The organism is Paraburkholderia nodosa, assembly GCF_001718195.1.
Classification (GTDB): domain Bacteria; phylum Pseudomonadota; class Gammaproteobacteria; order Burkholderiales; family Burkholderiaceae; genus Paraburkholderia; species Paraburkholderia nodosa_A.
In genome coordinates, this window is sequence record NZ_MCNV01000003.1 from 1 (window position 1) to 15527 (window position 15527).

The following is a 15527-nucleotide window of genomic DNA, read 5'->3' on the forward strand; positions in this document are numbered from 1 at the left end:
AGCGTCTTGTTTTCCGACGCCAGTGCGGCCGCCGTGACGTGCGCGATCATGAAGCCCGAATTCACCCCGCCGTCCTTCACGAGGAAAGGCGGCAGGCCCGAGAGCGTGGCGTCGATGAGCAGCGCGATGCGGCGCTCGGCCAGCGCGCCGATTTCGGCCGCGGCCAGCGCGAGATTGTCGGCAGCGAAGGCCACCGGCTCCGCGTGGAAGTTGCCGCCCGAGAGCACTTCGTTCGTTTCCGGAAAGATCAGCGGATTGTCCGACACCGCGTTCGCTTCGATGAGCAGTACTTGCGCCGCGTGACGCATCTGGTCGAGACATGCGCCCATCACCTGCGGCTGGCAGCGCAGCGAGTACGGGTCCTGGACCTTGCCGCAATCGCGGTGCGAGAGGTTGATCGCCGAGCCTTCGAGCAGCGTGCGATAGGCCGCGGCCGCCTCGATCTGGCCGCGATGGCCGCGCAGTTCGTGAATGCGCGCGTCGAACGGCTTCACCGAACCTGCCGCCGCGTCCACGCAGAGCGCGCCCGAGACGAGTGCCGTGCGGTAGAGGTCCTCGATCGCGAACATGTTGTAGATCGCAAGCGCGGCCGAAGCCTGCGTGCCGTTGAGCAGCGCGAGACCTTCCTTGGCCTGCAGCGCGAGCGGCTTGAGGCCCGCAGCCGCGAGACCGGCTTCGGCGCTGGCGCGCTCGCCGCGGATGAACACTTCGCCGATGCCGAGCAGCACCGCCGACATATGCGCGAGCGGCGCGAGGTCGCCCGAGGCGCCCACCGAGCCCTTCATGGGAATGAGCGGCAGCACGTCGGCGTTGAACAGCGTGATGAGCGCGTCCATCACTTCGCGGCGGATGCCCGAATAGCCCCGGCCCAGGCTCGACAGCTTCAGCGCCATGAGCAGACGCACGACCGGGCGCGACATCGGCTCGCCCACGCCCACGGCGTGCGAGAGCACCAGATTGCGTTGCAGCAGTTCGAGCTGGTCGCTCGGGATATGCGTGCTCGCGAGACGCCCGAAGCCCGTATTGATGCCGTAGGCGGGCTCGCCCTTCGCCGTGATCTCGGCAACGGCGCGTGCGCCAGCGTCGATGGCCGTGAAGCTGGCCGGATCGAGCTCGAGCCGCACTGCCTCGCGCGCGATCTGGCGCAGGTGGGGCAGGGTCAGATGGCCGGGCGTGAGGCGAAGGGTGGGGAGCATGGTCGAATCCTGTCTATACAAGTCGCGAAAGTGGCCGAAGTCTAGCCTGGCGCGCCTGTCTATACAACTCCCCTTTGCGGCCCGTGTAGCCTGGGATTATCCACGAGAGCGCCGCCGGCGCCCGTCACGCGTCGAGTTGCAGCCTGCCCCCGATAAACGCGAGAAAGCATTGCACGCGTGCGGCGAGCGCCGCACTGCGGTAGTAGACCGCGTGGATCGGCTGGCGCGATTCGATCAGCGCGTCGTCGACCACGGTGACGAGGCGGCCCGCCTCGCGGTCGGCCGTCGTGAGGAAGTCGGAGAGGCACGCAATGCCGCTGCCGGCGAGCGCGAGCTGGCGGATCGTCTCGCCGCTCGAGGCCAAAAGCGCGGGCGCGATCGTGTAGCCGGGCTCGGTCGCCTGGGTCTTTGCGGCCGTGTGCGTTTCGTCGCCGGCCGCCAGCCGCAGCGGCCAGCCGTTCAGATGCGCGGGCGCCGTAAAGCCGATCAGCCGATGCTCGCGCAACGCGGCCACGCTGCGCGGCGTGCCGTGTGCCGCGAGATAGCCGGGACTCGCGACGATGCGCAAACGGCTCGTGCCGAGCGAGCGCGCGTGCAGCGTGGAGTCCTGCAGCGTGCCGATGCGAATGGCGATATCCACGCGCTGCTCCAGCAAATCGACGATGCGCTCGTTGTTCGTGAGTTCGAGTTCGATCTCGGGGTAAGCGTCGGCGAATGCCGCGACGTGCGGCACGATGCAGTGAAGCATGAACGGCGTGGCCGCATCCACGCGCAACCGCCCGGAGGGACGCTCGCGGTGGCGCGTGACGGCCTCCTCGGCGTCCGCCAGCGCCGCGAGAATCGTGCGAGCGCGATCGAGGAACAGCTCGCCCTCTTCGGTGAGTTGCAGGCGCCGCGTGGTGCGCAGGATCAGCGCGACACCGAGCTGCTTTTCGAGCCGCGTCAGCGCGCGGCTCACGCCCGAGACGGTCTGCTCGAGCTTTTCGGCCGCGGCGGTAATCGACCCCGCATCGATCACGGTGACGAATACGAGCAGTTCGTCGGTCGACGTCTTCATCGTGGACATTCTTGATCCGCAGTCAATATTCATTTGAGACTAACACGGTTTTTGCAAAACCCGGATGCCCCGATACTGGCTTCCATCGCAATCAAGACAGGATCAGGAGCCACTCATGAAAGTCTTCGTGACAGGCGCAGGCGGATTTATCGGCGGCTCGATCGCGGCGCATCTCGTGCGCGCGGGCCACACGGTGCGCGGTCTCGTGCGCAGGCCCGAGCAGTTCGCCGACCTCGAAAAGCTCGGCATCACGCCCGTACAGGGCGATCTCGACGACCGCGCGACGCTAATGGGGCAAGCACGCGACGCCGACGCCGTGATCAACGCGGCGAGCAGCGACCACCGCGGTGCGGTCGAGGCGCTCATCGACGCGCTCGAAGGCTCCGGCAAGACACTCCTGCATACGAGCGGATCGAGCATCGTGGGCGACGCGTCGGGCGGCGAGGCGACCGCGCACATCTATCGCGAAGACGCCCTGCCCGAGCCGACCGCCGACAAGGCGCCGCGCGTGGCGATCGACAATCTCGTGCTCGCGGCCGCCGCGCGCGGCGTGAAGAGTGCCGTGCTCTGCAACACGCTGATCTATGGCGTGGGCGCGGTGCCGGGCGCCGCGAGCGTGCAGTTGCCGCGGCTCGTCCGCCAGGCGCGGAAGAGCGGCGTGATGCGTCACGTGGGGCGCGGACTGAACATCTGGTCGAACGTGCATGTCGACGACGTCGCCGAACTCTATCGCCTCGCGCTCGAAAACACGCCCGCGGGCACGTTCTACTTCGTGGAAAGCGGCGAAGCGAACTTCCGCGACATGACCACGGCGCTCGCCGACGTGATGGGTCTGGGCGCGCCGCAGGACTGGCCGCTCGAAGCCGCGATCGAAGAATGGGGCTACGAAATGGCGTCCTACGGCCTCGGCTCGAACAGCCGCGTGCGCGGCGAGCGCGCCCGCACGCTGCTCGGCTGGCAACCGCGGCGCACCTCGGTCACGGACTGGATCCGCAACGAGATGCTAAAAGCGCCGATCGCGCAAAAATAAGTGTTGTAGCGCACCTAATTGTTGCGTATCCGTAAGGTCGCTCCGCTAGAATCCGAGCGTCTTGCACTCGCCGCCGGCGCGCTGCCCGCCGGTACCGGATACGCCGATGCTCCTCGCGCTGAACTTCTACTGGCTAACCAACCTGCTGGCCATCCTGTTCATCGTCGCGTGCCTCTACGACACGCGCTACGACGAATATGGCACGCTGACGCTCGCCGCCGGCGCGATGGGACTCGTCGTGATGGCGATCGAAGTCCTGCTGCGCCCCGCGTTCGACATGTCGCTGTAACGCGCTCTTTTCACGATTCATTCGCGACCGGCGCCGCTTTCTTTCGTTGCGCTAACGACTGTCCGCCCAGCGCATCTACTGCTTCTCGTGCGCACAGCACGACTCCGGCGCGGGCGCGTCGTCATAGCGATCGTGGTGGCGCATCCACTCGCGCATGTCCTTCTCTTCGTTGCGTCCCTTTGCGGTCAACTCCAGCATCGCATAGGTGCCGATCAACATCTCCCCACCGCGCGCGTAGGTCGAATACGTGTGATACACGTTGCCCGCTTCGTCGCGATAAAACGCGCTGACGCCGGGCAGTTCGTCGCTCATGTAGTCCTGCTCGATGTAGTTGTAGATCGCCTTGCCGCGCGCCTTGTCGGCTTCGCTGAACGATACGTGATAGTCGAAGTTGAAGTCGCTCGCATGCGACGAAACCCACGGAAAACGCCAGCCCATGCGTTGTTTGAACGCTTCGATCTGCGCGAGCGGCGCGCGCGAAACGGCCACGTAAGTCACGTCGTGATGCTCCAGATGCGGCAGCATGCCGTCCACGTGATCGGAAAGGAACGAGCAGCCCGGGCACCCCTCTTCCCACTCCGGCCCGAGCATGAAGTGGTAAATGATCAGCTGGCTGCGCGGCCCGAATAGCTGCGCAAGCGTGCGCGGGCCTTGCGGTGTCTCGAATGTATAGGTCTTCTCGACCTTCACCCACGGCAGTGCCTGGCGCTTGGCCACCAGCGCGTCGCGTGCGTGCGTGAAGGCGCGCTCTTCGGCGAGAAGCGCCTTACGGGCCTGCAGCCATTCGGTCTGCGAAACGATCTTGTGCGATTCCATCTTTCGATTCCTCCGTGCGCTTGAATGAGCGCCGTTCAGTCGAACAGCGCCACCAGTTGATCGATCGAACTCGTCCAGCCCTCGTTGTGCGAGTCGCGCGCCGCCTCGTCGAAGAAGCGTTCGTGCTCGAGCGTGAGGTCGGTGGCGGACCCGTCGGCGCGCAGCGTCACCGTGACGAGCGACTCGCGCTCCGGTGTGCTGCGCCACGCCCACGTGAAGACGAGCTTTTCGTCGGGCACGACTTCGAGATACGTGCCGCTCACATCGTGGTCTTCGCCGTTCGCACCGCGCATGATCACGCGAAAGCGCCCGCCCTCGCGCACGTCGGCTTCGGCGTGAATGCAGGTGGTATCGAACGGGTGCATCCAGCGCATCAGTTGCGACGGCTGCGTCCACGCCGCGTAGACCTTCGCGGCCGTGGCGTTGAGACGTCGCCGGATGGTGAGGCTGGGAGCTTGCGGGGCGTTGCCAGGTCCGGCTGCGGGTTGGGTAGACATGCATCTTCCTCCACGAAAGCGGCGAGTCGATCGAGCGTTTCACTCCAGAAGCGTTGATAGTGCGCGAGCCACTGCATCGCGTCCTCCATCGGCCCGGCGGCGAGCCGGCACGCCACGGTGCGGCCGGTCTTCGCGCGCGTGACGAGGCCCGCCTGAGCGAGAACGTCCAGATGCTTCATGACCGCGGGCAGCGACATCGCAAATGGCTGTGCGAGCGCGCTCACCGAGAGGTCATCGTGCTGCGCGAGGCGCGCCAGCAGCGCGCGCCGCGTGGGATCGGCGAGCGCCGCGAAGGTGCGGTCGAGGGTGGCGTCTTCATACTTAACCATGTGGTTTAGCATAGACGACGAGCGAGCGATGTCAAGACATGCGTAAGTCGTCCGCGAGCGGCGGTGCGCACGGCCGCATCGGCGCCACTAGAATGGCGATTTCTGCGCGCCGCGCCCCGCTCTCTCCGCCACGTCACGCCATGCCGTCCAAAATCCGCAACTCACTGCTCTGGATCTTCGACGCCTTCGAGCGCGAGGCCGGCTATATCCGCAAGCCGATGTTCGGCTGCGACGCCGCCTATCTCGACGGCCTGCTGTGCCTCGTGGCCGCCGACCGCGACCCGCCCTTCAACGGCGTGCTGGTCTGCACGTCGCGGGAAAACCATGCGTCGCTCATCGAAGCGATGCCGGCGTTGCGAGTGCACCCCGTGCTCGGCAAATGGCTCTATGTGCCGCAAGCCGATGCCGCGTTCGAAGACACGGCCGCGCAGTTGAGCGCGCTCGTCCTCGCGCGCGACCCGCGCATTGGCGTGAAGCCCAAGCCACGCAAGCGGCGCAAAGCGGCCAAGGCTCGCAACAGCGTGCTGCCCGGGTAGCGCGCCGGAACATAGCGCGCAAAAGCCACACGGCCCGCGCCGCCGTGAAGCGACGCGGGCCGTGCAGCCGCCGGGCGGGCCGCCATGGCCGCCGGGCGAATGACCGGGTCATCCGATGATCAGATGGCCCAGCCGCCCAGGTAGAACGCGGCCAGCACGCCGGCGATCACCACCGTGCCCACGTTCAGCTTGCGGATCTCGCCGCTCACCACGCGGCCGATCACGAGAGTGCAGAAGCCCAGCATGATGCCCGTGACGATGTTCGCCGTAAGCACGATGAACACGGCGCATACGAGGCCCGACATCGCGTCGACCATATCGGCCATGTCGAGGCGGCTCACGCTCGAGAGCATCATGAGGCCGACGTACATCAGCGCGGGCGCCGTCGCATACGAGGGCACGAGGCCCGCGAGCGGCGCGAAGAACATCACCGCGAGGAACAGCACGCCTACCGTGGCGGCGGCTAGGCCCGTCTTCGCGCCCGCGGCCACGCCCACCGTCGATTCGATATAGGCCGCCGCCGGCGCGCCGCCCAGGAAGCCCGAGAAGATCGAGCTGACCGAGTCGGCCGTGAGCGCGCGCCCGCCGTTGACGATGCGCCCGTTCGCGTCGAGCTGGCCCGCCTGCCCTGCCACGGCGCGGATCGTGCCGGTCGCGTCGAACACGGCCGTCATCACGAGCGCCAGCACGCTCGGCAGCACGGCGAGCGAGAGCGCGCCCTTGATGTCCATCGCGCCGATCAGCGAGGCATGGCCCGGCGCCGACAGCGAAGGCCACGCGAACACGCCATGAAAGCTCACGGCCGGATCGATGGCGAGACCGAGCGCGGAGATCGCGACGATCACGATCAGGATCGAGCCCGGCACGCGGCGGCGCACGAGGCCGAAGATCGCGGCGAGGCCGACCACGGAAAGCATCACGGGCAGCGAGGTGATATGGCCGAGCGAGACCGGCAGGCCCGCGCCCGGATTCTTGACCACGAGGCCCACGTCATTGGCGGCGATCAGCAGCAGGAAGAGGCCAATGCCGATGCCCGTCCCATGCGCGATGCCGTGCGGCAGGTTGCGCAGGATCCACGAGCGCACGCCCGTCACCGAAATGCCCGTGAACACGAGGCCCATGAGGAACACCGCGCCGAGCGCGACTTCGGGCTTCAGGCCCTTGCCGAGCACGAGGCCGAAGGCGGTGAACGCCGTCAGCGAAATGGCGCAGCCGATGGCGATCGGCAGGCGCGCCCACAGGCCCATGAGCAGCGAGCCGAACGCCGTGGTCAGGCACACGGCCACGAACACGGCGCTGGTGTCGAAGCCCGCCTTGCCGAGCATGCCCGGCACGACGAACACGGAATAGACCATCGCGAGGAAGGTGGTGACGCCCGCAATCGTCTCCTGACGCAGCGAGCTGCCGCGCTCGGCAATGTCGAAATAACGGTCGATGAAACCCGAGGCCGGGCCCAATGAATCCGGGGACTCGACTTCGGCGGCGGTCGCACCGGCGAGCGGCTGCGCGTGGGGTTCGATCATGGTGAGTGCCTCCTTTATCAGCATGCTGAAACGGTTCACGGCTCACCAGCCCGATCCGTCATCAGGTTCGTCTCGAATTGAATTAGTCGTGTCGACGCGTTGCCGGCGCCTTCTTCTACTTCCAGGCGCTCATCGTTTTGACATCTCTTATGGATGGAGCGAAGGTTAGGCGAACACGATTTGCGCTCCCATCGCACGAATCGCATTGCGTTCATGCCGCGATGCTTATATGCCCGTGGACAGGCACGGCGCGGAGGCCGGCCCCGCGTTTACACCTGGGCGTGAAGCGGGCCGTTGCCGCGCGCACCGGGGCCGGTTTCGTATGACGACGCGCGATCGTCCCGGCGCGGCGCTTGCGGCGAGTCGACCAGCCGGCCGCCCACGCTGGCCGCCCACGCTGGTCGCCTTGACGCCGTCATTAAGCGGATCGGGCCGGTGCGCGGGTTACACTCACGCATCCCGACCCGGTTTCCCCCTGCCGCGCGCGCGTCGCGACGGCTGCTCCAAGGAGTTTCAGTAGATGAGACGCGGCTTCCTGCGTTGCGCACGTCCCGTTTTTCACTTCCCGTACGCCCTTACGCTGCTGATGCTGCTCACGCTCTCGGGCTGCAGCCTGTTCCGGCCGGCCCCGCCGCCCGAGCCGGAAGCGCCCGTAGCCACGGAGCCCGAGCCGGCCGCGAGCGAGCCCGAGGCCGCATCCGCGCCCGAGATGGCGAGCGAGCCGGAAGCGGGGAGCACGGCGAAGCCGGCGCCGAAGAAGCCGCGCCCCGCGCCGGTGCACCGCCGCCGTCCCGCGCCGGCGCCGCCCGCGCCCGCCAGCGCCCCGCCGGCGCCGCCCCCAGCGCCCCTCGTGCAGGTGCGCACGCTCGAGCGCGGCACCTTCCGCACGCTGCTCGACAGCGAAGTGCAAAAGACCGACGGCAAGGTCGTGGGCCGCGCCGTCGACATGGTCACGGGCCCCGGCGGCAAGCCCGTCGACGTCGTGGTGAACCTGCAGGGCTTCATGGGCATTGGCGACCGCAAGGCCAACTTCCCGTGGAGTGGTGTGCGCGTGAATACCCAGGCGAAAACGCCCGCCATCACGCTCGCCCTGCCGGCCAGCCAGCTGCAGGTTCCCGACCGGCCCAAGGCCGGTGCGCCGCAGCCCGGCAACCCCGAGGCGAGCGCGACGCGCTTGCCCATGCTCGACGCGGACGTGGAACGCGCCAACGGCGGCAAGGTCGGCCGCGTCGTCGACGTGCTGCTCGACGGCAGCGCCGCCCCGCAGGCCGTCGTGCTCGACGTGAGCGGCACGCTCGAGAAACGTCATACGATCGCGGCCGACTGGTCGGCGCTGCACTTCGTCACGAAGAACAACACGCTCGAAGCGCAGCTCGAAATGAGCGACCAGCAGGTGGATGCCTCGCCGCCCTACGCACCCGACCAGCCGGTGCACGCGGTCACGCCCGCCGCCCCGCCGCCGGCCCCGGCCGCTTCGGCCGCTTCCGCCACTTCGGCTGCTTCGGCTGCGCAAGCCGCGCCCGCTGCATCGCCCGTCGCCTCGGCGGCCAATGCCCACGGTGCCAAATGACGGACGGCACCATGCAACAACCCAATCCAGGCCAGCGCAGCGTGCGCGCGCTCGACTGGCTGAACTTCTTCGTGGCGAACGTACAGACGGGCTTCGGGCCGTTCATTGCGTCGTATCTGGCATCGCACAAGTGGACCCAGGGCGAGATCGGCCTGGCGCTTTCGGTGGGCACGATCAGCGCGATGGTGAGCCAGGTGCCGGGCGGCGCCGCTGTGGACGCCCTGCGCAACAAGAAGGCCGCCGCCGCGTGGGCGATCATCGCGATCATCATCTCTGCCGTCCTGCTCGCCGCGAGCCCGACCGTCGTGGCGGTGATGGCCGCCGAGGTCTTCCACGGCTTCGCCAGCTGCATGCTCGTGCCGGCCATGGCGGCGCTCGCCCTCGCGCTGGTGGGTCGCCAGAACCTGGGCGACCGGCTTGGCCGCAACGCGCGCTGGGCCTCGATCGGCAGCGCGGTGGCCGCCGGCCTGATGGGCCTCTGCGGCGAGTACTGGTCGCCGCGCTCCGTGTTCTGGCTGACGGCTGCGCTCGCGTTGCCCGCGCTCGTCGCGCTCGCGATGATCGAGTACGACCAGAACGCCGCCTACGCCAAACCCGCGGCCAGGCCCGGCAAGGCCGCCGCGGCAGTTGCCGGCGAACCGCGCGAAACGATCCTCGACCTGCTGCGCGACCGGCGCATGCTGACCTTCGCGGCCTGTGTGGTGCTGTTCCACCTCTCGAACGCCGCGATGCTCAACCTCGCCGCCGGCGAAGTGACGGCCGGCATGGGCGACAACGTTCAGCTCGTGATCGCGGCGTGCATCATCGTGCCGCAAGCCATCGTCGCGTTGATGTCACCCTGGGTCGGCCGCACCGCGCAGGCCTGGGGGCGCCGCCCCGTGCTGATTCTGGGCTTTTGCGCGCTGCCGCTGCGGGCGCTGCTGTTCGCCGCCGTGGGCAACCCCTACTTCCTCGTCCCGGTGCAGATGCTCGACGGCCTGTCGGCCGCCGTGTTCGGCGTGATGCTGCCGCTCATCGCCGCCGACGTGGCGGGGGGCAAGGGCCGCTACAACCTGTGTATCGGGCTCTTCGGACTGTCGGCGGGGATCGGGGCGACGCTTTCGACGGCCCTTGCCGGCTTTATCGCCGATCACCTGGGCAATACGGTGAGCTTCCTCGCGCTCGCGAGCGCGGGCGCCGCCGCCGTGCTGCTGGTTTGGCTTGCGATGCCCGAGACGCGCGACGCGCTCGAAGAGGAAAACGCCCGCGACGCCACCGTGTGAGCGGTGCGCCGCCGGGGCGGGCGCCGGTTGCGCCTGCGCCGACGGATGGCGGCGACCCGCCTTTCACCCTGCAAACGAACAACGGCGCCCTTGAGGCGCCGTTTTGTTCTTGTGCAGTTCATGACATGAGCATGACGAGGTGTGACCAGCCACGTGGCATGTGAGCGGCGGGTGGCATACCCGCGCGGGCGACCGGTGCGCCCTGGGACGCCGCTCAGGCGGCCAGCGCCTCGTCCAGACGCGCCGCGACCACGGCGTTGGGCAGGTTGTCGAGCTTGCTCGCGAGGATCATCGCGTCGGCATTGGCCGGGCGGTGACGGCGATTGGGGCTCGGCCGGAACACCGCGTCGCCGCGGCGGATCTTCTCGCCGGTCAGCGCACAAACGGCGCTGCGGCGCGCCGTGCAGACCCGCCACAACTGGTCGGAGTAACGGCCATAGGTGGCGTCGCTCCAGCAAACGGTGATGCTGTCCGGATCATGCCGCCGGATCAACGTGATGCCCTGCGCATCCCACGAACGGACGGTGGCACGCCGCCGGTTCGCCGCCTCCGATGCGCCGCGTGTGATGGGTACCGGTTTGCAGCTTCTGCCGCCTTCGAATTCGCCGTCCAGGCTTAACGGCTCGGAAGCCGCGGACAGAAGGTCAATGGTTTGTTGCCAAACGCTGCCGGTATCTAATTTCGTCATAATGCACCTCGTGCACGTGGAAACGATTCAAATATGCCGGTCGAATAAGCACTCTGCCACGTCCGGATTATAGCGTGTCCAACTCGCAATCCACAGGAAAAACGCAATTTTCACACGATAATGCGAAACGCAAAAGACGAGACGGCAGAGCTTTCAGTTCCGGCTGTACGCCTCCAATGTTGGTTTCTTTACATCCGTGAACTTTTTTGCCGATTTGATGATACTTAACAATCTCACTGCGGAAAAAATAACCGGTTTCAGGCCTGGATGTCACGCGTCGCGCGACTTTCCACATAACTGAATTGTTACACCGCCCGCTGCGCCACGCGCGCGCATAAAGCCCGAAATGCCCGCCCATGGCCGGTCTCGCGGTCTTTACCGGCATCGCGACGGCTCCACTCTTACACACGGGACGTGACCGATCAATGAAACGCAATGCATCTATTCGACATTGGTGCATCAGACATATCACATACTAAACGTCAGTCTATTGGACGCGAAATTCTCGCACGAAGCTTGCATTCTCCACACCCATAGAATATCGAAGCATTCCACTATTCGAAAAGCAATTAATGGATTTCGGATATTGCTTTAGATGCATTGCCGCGACCCAATGCTGACATTGTGCAACTCGCAGGAGAGAAATAGCAACAAAACGGTGATGTTACGAGCCCTGTCGTGCGCACCGAAAGTCAGCACACTAATCCACCATTGAATCCGTGGATAAAGACAAACGAATGAAGCTATCGCGCGGCGCGCATCTTATGTCCCGCGGCCCTGATCGAGAAATTCGCCGGCGCGCACCTTGAGCATGGCGCCGAAGTCGTCGAGCCAGCCAATGGAAAGCCGCCAGCTTTGCCAGTACAGTTCGACGTCGAGCGCGCGGCCGGGCGTAAGCTCGACGAGTTCGCCACGCGCGAGATGCGGCGCGATCATGCGCTCCGGGCACATGCCCCAGCCCAGACCGTTCAGGCAGCAGCGCAGAAACCCGGCCACATGAGGAATCCAGTGCAGCGGCGCGTCGATCTGCGCGCGCGTGATGCGGCGAATGAAGCGCTTTTGCAGTTGATCCTTGGGATTGAACTCGACGCACGGCGCGTGGCGCAGCGTGTCGCGCGTCACCCCTTGCGCGAAATGCCGCTCGAAGAACGCCGGCGAGCACACCGCGAGGTAGCGCATGCGCCCGAGGCGCGTCGAGCGGCAGCCCTGCACGGGCTCGGCCTGCGTCGTGACGGCGCCCTGCACGCTCCCGTCGCGCATGCGTTGCGCGGTGTGATCCTGGTCGTCGATCACGAGATCGAGCAGAACGCCGCGCTCGACGCAGAAGCCCGCCACGGCGTCGATGAACCAGGTACCCACGCTGTCGTCGTTCACGGCCACCCGTAGCGTCGGCCGCGCCGCCCCCAGCGCGCTCGTGAAGGTCGGCATCGCCCCGCCCAGCTCCGCCTCGAGCAATTGCACGCGCTCCGTGTGACGGCACAGCAGCGCGCCGGAAGCCGTCGCGACACAAGGCTGGCCGCGCTTCACTAGCACAGTGCCCACGCGCTCCTCCAGCAGCTTCACGCGCTGCGAAACCGCCGAGGGCGTAACGTTGAGTGCGCCCGCGGCGCGATCGAATGAACCATGCCGCACGACGGCGGCGAGCGCATCGAGCAAGGCATAGTCGAGCATTAGCGTTCCTTAATCCGGTTAATGAAAATGAGCTTTGCTTATGCGGCTCCTGGCGGCAGACTAACGCCATTCCCTGTCGATGTCCAATGACCGCAGGCGCTGCGCACCGCGCCGCCCGCGGCGCCTACTTTCTTCGCAACCGTCATGAACTGGCTCGCTTTCACTCACGGCGCGGCGCTCTGCGCCTCGCTCATCGTCACGATCGGCGCACAGAATGCGTTCGTGCTGCGTCAGGGCATCCTGCGCTCGCACGTCGGCAAGATCGTCCTGCTCTGCACACTGTCCGATTTCGTGCTGATCGGCGCGGGGGTAGGCGGCGCTTCGGCGCTCGTCGAGCGCTATCCGACCTTCGTGCACATCGTGCTGTACGTGGGGCTCGTCTGGCTCGTGTGGTTCGGCATCGGCGCGCTGCGCCGTGCGGTGCGCCCGTCGCACGCGGTGCTGGACAGCCATGCCGCGGCGGATGCGCCCGAACAGCGCGCCTGGCCGATCATCCTCATGACGCTCGCGTTCACCTGGCTCAATCCGCACGTGTATCTCGACACCTTCCTGCTGATCGGCACGGCTGGCGCGAGAGAACCGCAAGGCAGCCGCCTCGCCTTCGCGATCGGCGCGATGTCCGTGAGCGCGGTGTGGTTCGTCGCGCTCGGCTACGGCGCACGCGTGCTTGCGCCGCTGTTCCGGCGTGCGGGTGCATGGCGCGTGCTCGACGGCGCTATCGGCGGGATGGTGCTGTTGATCGCCTTTGCGCAATTGCGTTGACGTCCACGAAAGCGCGATGCGCGGCGAGCGCACTTGCCGCGTGTGCCGCGTTTTCCATGACGACCCGCTACCCCACGCGGCAAGCGTGCCGCACCGCCATGCTCAGGCCCGCTCGTTCGCGCCGCGATTGTTCAACGATTCGATATGGAGCGGCCCGTTATTGCGCCGAACGAGACAGACTCGATCGGAAGCGGCAGTCGGCCTTCTCGCGCGACGTCTGAACGATAGCTAACGATTCGACGGCACGTCGCGCTCATCGCGCATCGCGCCGGTTCGAAGTAAGCTCTTGCGACGACTGCAATCTCTTCTGCACTGCGTGCCTTTGCCGCCAGCAAAAGAACAGCGAGATGGACGACCTGATCCTCGACGCCTTCGATGCGTCGCAACTGATTCCCGGCTTCCACGCGCCAGCGCTGCCCGTCGAGCGTCCGGACCGCGAAACGCTCGACGCCGCCGAGCGCAACACGCGCCACTGGACGAGCCGTGTCACCGGTGCGCTCACGCCGGGCTCCGACGTGCATCGCGACGAAATGTGCCGCATGTTCCGCGAGACCTTCAATCCTTACCGGCCCTCGGTACTCGATTGGCCGCAGCTCGAAGCCGCGGCGCTCAAGCGCATTACCGATCTGCCCATCTGGGACATCGCCGTGCAAACGGAAGGCCGCGCGCGCCTGCGCATGGCCGCCTATGCCGCCTCGCTCGACGACGCCGTAATGCGCGACGCGCTCGCACTCAACGCGTGGGAGGAGAACCGCCACAAGGAAGTGCTCTCGCGCATGGTGGCGGCGTACGGCATCAAGCTCGCGAGCGAGCCGCCCTACGTGTACCCCAAGGACGCCGAATGGGCCTACCTCGTGACGGGCTATAGCGAATGCGTGGACAGCTTCTTCGCGTTCGGCCTCTTCGAAGTGGCGCGACGCTCGGGCCTCTTTCCGCCCGAACTCATCGACACGTTCGAGCCCGTCATGCAGGAAGAATGCCGCCATATCCTGCTGTTCGCGAACTGGGTGGCCTGGCACCGAGTCCGGCTCACCTGGTGGCAACGCATTCGCTTCGAGTTGAAGGTGGCCGGCGTCTGGGCCTTTCTGGCGTGGGAACGCGTTGGCCTCGCGCGCGCCATGGATGCCGAGGGCAACGAACACCGGCACGACAACAACTTCACGATGAACGGCGCGCAGCAGGTGACGGACGTGGACATCAGCGTACCGGAACTCATGCACCTGTGTCTCGCCGAGAACGAGCGGCGCTTTGCGGGCTACGACAAGCGTCTGCTGCGCCCGGTGACCATGCCGCGGCTCGTGCGCTTCGCACTGCGCTTCGTGCGCGACAAGAAGCACTGACGCTCCCCCCTTCCCCTGCACGCGCGCCGCTTCGTTCGAACGGACGATTGCGACGCGCGCTGCTTTCATGTGACGCTTCGCGCCCATGCAGGTTGCGCGGTGCCGCTTTAGCGTGCTCGAAGCACGCCTTCCGCAAAGCTGAATTCCGCGCAGCTCACGCGTCTGTCACAGTGACGAAAGCATTGCCCCTATCGAGGAGAGAGAGCTTGAAAATTCTGGTGCCCGTCAAGCGCGTGGTCGATTACAACGTGAAGGTCCGAGTGAAGTCGGACGGCACGGGGGTGGATATCGCCAATGTGAAATTTTCGATGAACCCGTTCGATGAAATTGCCGTTGAAGAAGCGGTGCGTCTGAAGGAAGCCGGCGTGGCGACCGAAGTCATTGCCGTTTCGTGCGGTGTATCGCAGGCCCAGGAAACGCTGCGCACGGCCCTCGCTATCGGCGCGGATCGTGCCGTGCTGGTGGAGTCGAACGACGATCTGCAGCCGCTCGCCGTGGCGAAGCTTTTGAAAGCGCTCGTCGACAAGGAACAGCCGTCGCTGATCATCCTCGGTAAGCAAGCCATTGATGACGATTCGAATCAGACCGGGCAGATGCTCGCTGCGCTGGCAAACTTGCCGCAAGCGACGTTCGCCTCGAAGGTGGTCGTGGCCGACGGCAAGGCGACCGTGTCGCGCGAAGTGGACGGTGGCGCGGAAACGCTGTCGCTCAAGCTACCCGCGGTCGTCACCACGGACCTGCGCTTGAACGAACCGCGCTACGTCACGCTGCCGAACATCATGAAGGCGAAGAAGAAGCCTTTGGAGACGCTCAAGCCTGAAGACCTGGGTGTCGACGTCGCGCCGCGTCTGAAGACGCTGAAGGTTGCCGAGCCGCCGAAGCGCAGCGCAGGCGTGAAGGTGCCGGACGTGAAGACGCTGGTCGAGAAGCTGAAGACGGAAGCCAAGGTGCTGTAAGGAGC

At 66.3% G+C, this 15527-nt stretch carries 16 protein-coding genes; 8 read left to right on the forward strand and 8 right to left on the reverse strand.

Translation table 11 applies throughout. The annotated features are described in order from the left end of the window. Positions 1-1196: histidine ammonia-lyase (hutH, locus tag BFD71_RS06245; RefSeq protein WP_069262449.1), on the reverse strand; the 1196-nt coding region annotated here is incomplete at its 3' end. 124 nt (positions 1197-1320) lie between these two features. Next, complete coding sequence (locus BFD71_RS06250; RefSeq protein ID WP_069262915.1) at positions 1321-2253, reverse strand: LysR family transcriptional regulator; 933 nt, start codon at positions 2251-2253, stop codon at positions 1321-1323. Positions 2254-2368: 115 nt separating this feature from the next. Between BFD71_RS06250 and BFD71_RS06255 the strand changes: the two genes are divergently transcribed. Continuing rightward, positions 2369-3283, forward strand: a complete 915-nt coding sequence (locus BFD71_RS06255) for an NAD-dependent epimerase/dehydratase family protein (RefSeq protein ID WP_069262450.1) — start codon at positions 2369-2371, stop codon at positions 3281-3283. Positions 3284-3389: 106 nt separating this feature from the next. After that, on the forward strand, positions 3390-3572 hold the full coding sequence (locus tag BFD71_RS06260; RefSeq protein WP_069262451.1) for a hypothetical protein: 183 nt from the start codon (positions 3390-3392) through the stop codon (positions 3570-3572). Positions 3573-3647: 75 nt separating this feature from the next. Here the strand turns inward: BFD71_RS06260 and BFD71_RS06265 are convergent, their stop codons facing one another. The 3 genes from BFD71_RS06265 to BFD71_RS38950 are packed head-to-tail and all read right to left on the reverse strand — an operon-like array spanning position 3648 to position 5214. Next, positions 3648-4388 carry a DUF899 domain-containing protein gene (locus BFD71_RS06265; RefSeq protein WP_069262452.1) on the reverse strand — a complete coding sequence of 247 codons (741 nt, stop codon included), beginning with the start codon at positions 4386-4388 and terminating at the stop codon, positions 3648-3650. Between the two features lie 35 nt (positions 4389-4423). Beyond that, on the reverse strand, positions 4424-4828 hold the full coding sequence (locus tag BFD71_RS06270) for an SRPBCC family protein (protein WP_083245139.1): 405 nt from the start codon (positions 4826-4828) through the stop codon (positions 4424-4426). Beyond that, on the reverse strand, positions 4762-5214 hold the full coding sequence (locus tag BFD71_RS38950) for an ArsR/SmtB family transcription factor (protein ID WP_083245097.1): 453 nt from the start codon (positions 5212-5214) through the stop codon (positions 4762-4764). The genes BFD71_RS06270 and BFD71_RS38950 overlap by 67 nt, the downstream gene beginning before the upstream one ends. Before the next feature lie 140 nt (positions 5215-5354). Here BFD71_RS38950 and BFD71_RS06275 point away from each other — a divergent pair, with 140 nt between their 5' ends. Then, positions 5355-5750, forward strand: a complete 396-nt coding sequence (locus tag BFD71_RS06275) for a hypothetical protein (protein ID WP_069262454.1) — start codon at positions 5355-5357, stop codon at positions 5748-5750. 119 nt (positions 5751-5869) lie between these two features. Here BFD71_RS06275 and BFD71_RS06280 read toward each other — a convergent pair whose 3' ends face one another. Continuing rightward, on the reverse strand, positions 5870-7273 hold the full coding sequence (locus BFD71_RS06280) for an NCS2 family permease (protein WP_083245098.1): 1404 nt from the start codon (positions 7271-7273) through the stop codon (positions 5870-5872). Between the two features lie 520 nt (positions 7274-7793). Between BFD71_RS06280 and BFD71_RS06285 the strand changes: the two genes are divergently transcribed. Next, positions 7794-8843, forward strand: a complete 1050-nt coding sequence (locus tag BFD71_RS06285) for a PRC-barrel domain-containing protein (RefSeq protein ID WP_069262455.1) — start codon at positions 7794-7796, stop codon at positions 8841-8843. 11 nt (positions 8844-8854) lie between these two features. Beyond that, positions 8855-10105, forward strand: coding sequence for an MFS transporter (locus BFD71_RS06290; RefSeq protein WP_141710589.1), 1251 nt, complete (start codon positions 8855-8857; stop codon positions 10103-10105). Between the two features lie 214 nt (positions 10106-10319). Here BFD71_RS06290 and BFD71_RS06295 read toward each other — a convergent pair whose 3' ends face one another. Beyond that, the gene (locus BFD71_RS06295; protein WP_083245099.1) at positions 10320-10793 is read right to left on the reverse strand and encodes a DUF3331 domain-containing protein; all 474 of its coding nucleotides are present in this window, start codon (positions 10791-10793) and stop codon (positions 10320-10322) included. 762 nt (positions 10794-11555) lie between these two features. Then, positions 11556-12464 carry a LysR family transcriptional regulator ArgP gene (locus tag BFD71_RS06300; RefSeq protein WP_069262457.1) on the reverse strand — a complete coding sequence of 303 codons (909 nt, stop codon included), beginning with the start codon at positions 12462-12464 and terminating at the stop codon, positions 11556-11558. A 144-nt stretch (positions 12465-12608) separates the two neighbouring features. On the opposite strand from BFD71_RS06300, the gene BFD71_RS06305 reads away from it, so the two are divergent. The 3 genes from BFD71_RS06305 to BFD71_RS06315 all read left to right on the forward strand — a co-directional run bounded on the left by BFD71_RS06305 (position 12609) and on the right by BFD71_RS06315 (position 15522). Then, on the forward strand, positions 12609-13226 hold the full coding sequence (locus BFD71_RS06305) for a LysE/ArgO family amino acid transporter (RefSeq protein ID WP_069262458.1): 618 nt from the start codon (positions 12609-12611) through the stop codon (positions 13224-13226). Between the two features lie 347 nt (positions 13227-13573). After that, the gene (locus tag BFD71_RS06310; RefSeq protein ID WP_069262459.1) at positions 13574-14566 is read left to right on the forward strand and encodes a hypothetical protein; all 993 of its coding nucleotides are present in this window, start codon (positions 13574-13576) and stop codon (positions 14564-14566) included. 206 nt (positions 14567-14772) lie between these two features. Beyond that, positions 14773-15522: an electron transfer flavoprotein subunit beta/FixA family protein gene (locus tag BFD71_RS06315; RefSeq protein ID WP_069262460.1), complete on the forward strand. Its 750-nt coding sequence runs from the start codon at positions 14773-14775 to the stop codon at positions 15520-15522. The last annotated feature ends 5 nt before the right edge of the window (positions 15523-15527 follow it).

Coding starts and splice junctions, on each gene's coding strand:
- BFD71_RS06300 (WP_069262457.1), bottom strand. CDS start 12,464: ATGCTCGACTATGCCTTGCTCGATGCGCTCGCCGCCGTCGTGCGGCAT.
- BFD71_RS06275 (WP_069262454.1), top strand. CDS start 5,355: ATGCCGTCCAAAATCCGCAACTCACTGCTCTGGATCTTCGACGCCTTC.
- BFD71_RS06280 (WP_083245098.1), bottom strand. CDS start 7,273: ATGATCGAACCCCACGCGCAGCCGCTCGCCGGTGCGACCGCCGCCGAA.
- BFD71_RS06290 (WP_141710589.1), top strand. CDS start 8,855: ATGCAACAACCCAATCCAGGCCAGCGCAGCGTGCGCGCGCTCGACTGG.
- BFD71_RS06310 (WP_069262459.1), top strand. CDS start 13,574: ATGGACGACCTGATCCTCGACGCCTTCGATGCGTCGCAACTGATTCCC.
- BFD71_RS06305 (WP_069262458.1), top strand. CDS start 12,609: ATGAACTGGCTCGCTTTCACTCACGGCGCGGCGCTCTGCGCCTCGCTC.
- BFD71_RS06250 (WP_069262915.1), bottom strand. CDS start 2,253: ATGAAGACGTCGACCGACGAACTGCTCGTATTCGTCACCGTGATCGAT.
- BFD71_RS06295 (WP_083245099.1), bottom strand. CDS start 10,793: ATGACGAAATTAGATACCGGCAGCGTTTGGCAACAAACCATTGACCTT.
- BFD71_RS06255 (WP_069262450.1), top strand. CDS start 2,369: ATGAAAGTCTTCGTGACAGGCGCAGGCGGATTTATCGGCGGCTCGATC.
- BFD71_RS06265 (WP_069262452.1), bottom strand. CDS start 4,388: ATGGAATCGCACAAGATCGTTTCGCAGACCGAATGGCTGCAGGCCCGT.
- BFD71_RS06260 (WP_069262451.1), top strand. CDS start 3,390: ATGCTCCTCGCGCTGAACTTCTACTGGCTAACCAACCTGCTGGCCATC.
- BFD71_RS38950 (WP_083245097.1), bottom strand. CDS start 5,214: ATGGTTAAGTATGAAGACGCCACCCTCGACCGCACCTTCGCGGCGCTC.
- BFD71_RS06285 (WP_069262455.1), top strand. CDS start 7,794: ATGAGACGCGGCTTCCTGCGTTGCGCACGTCCCGTTTTTCACTTCCCG.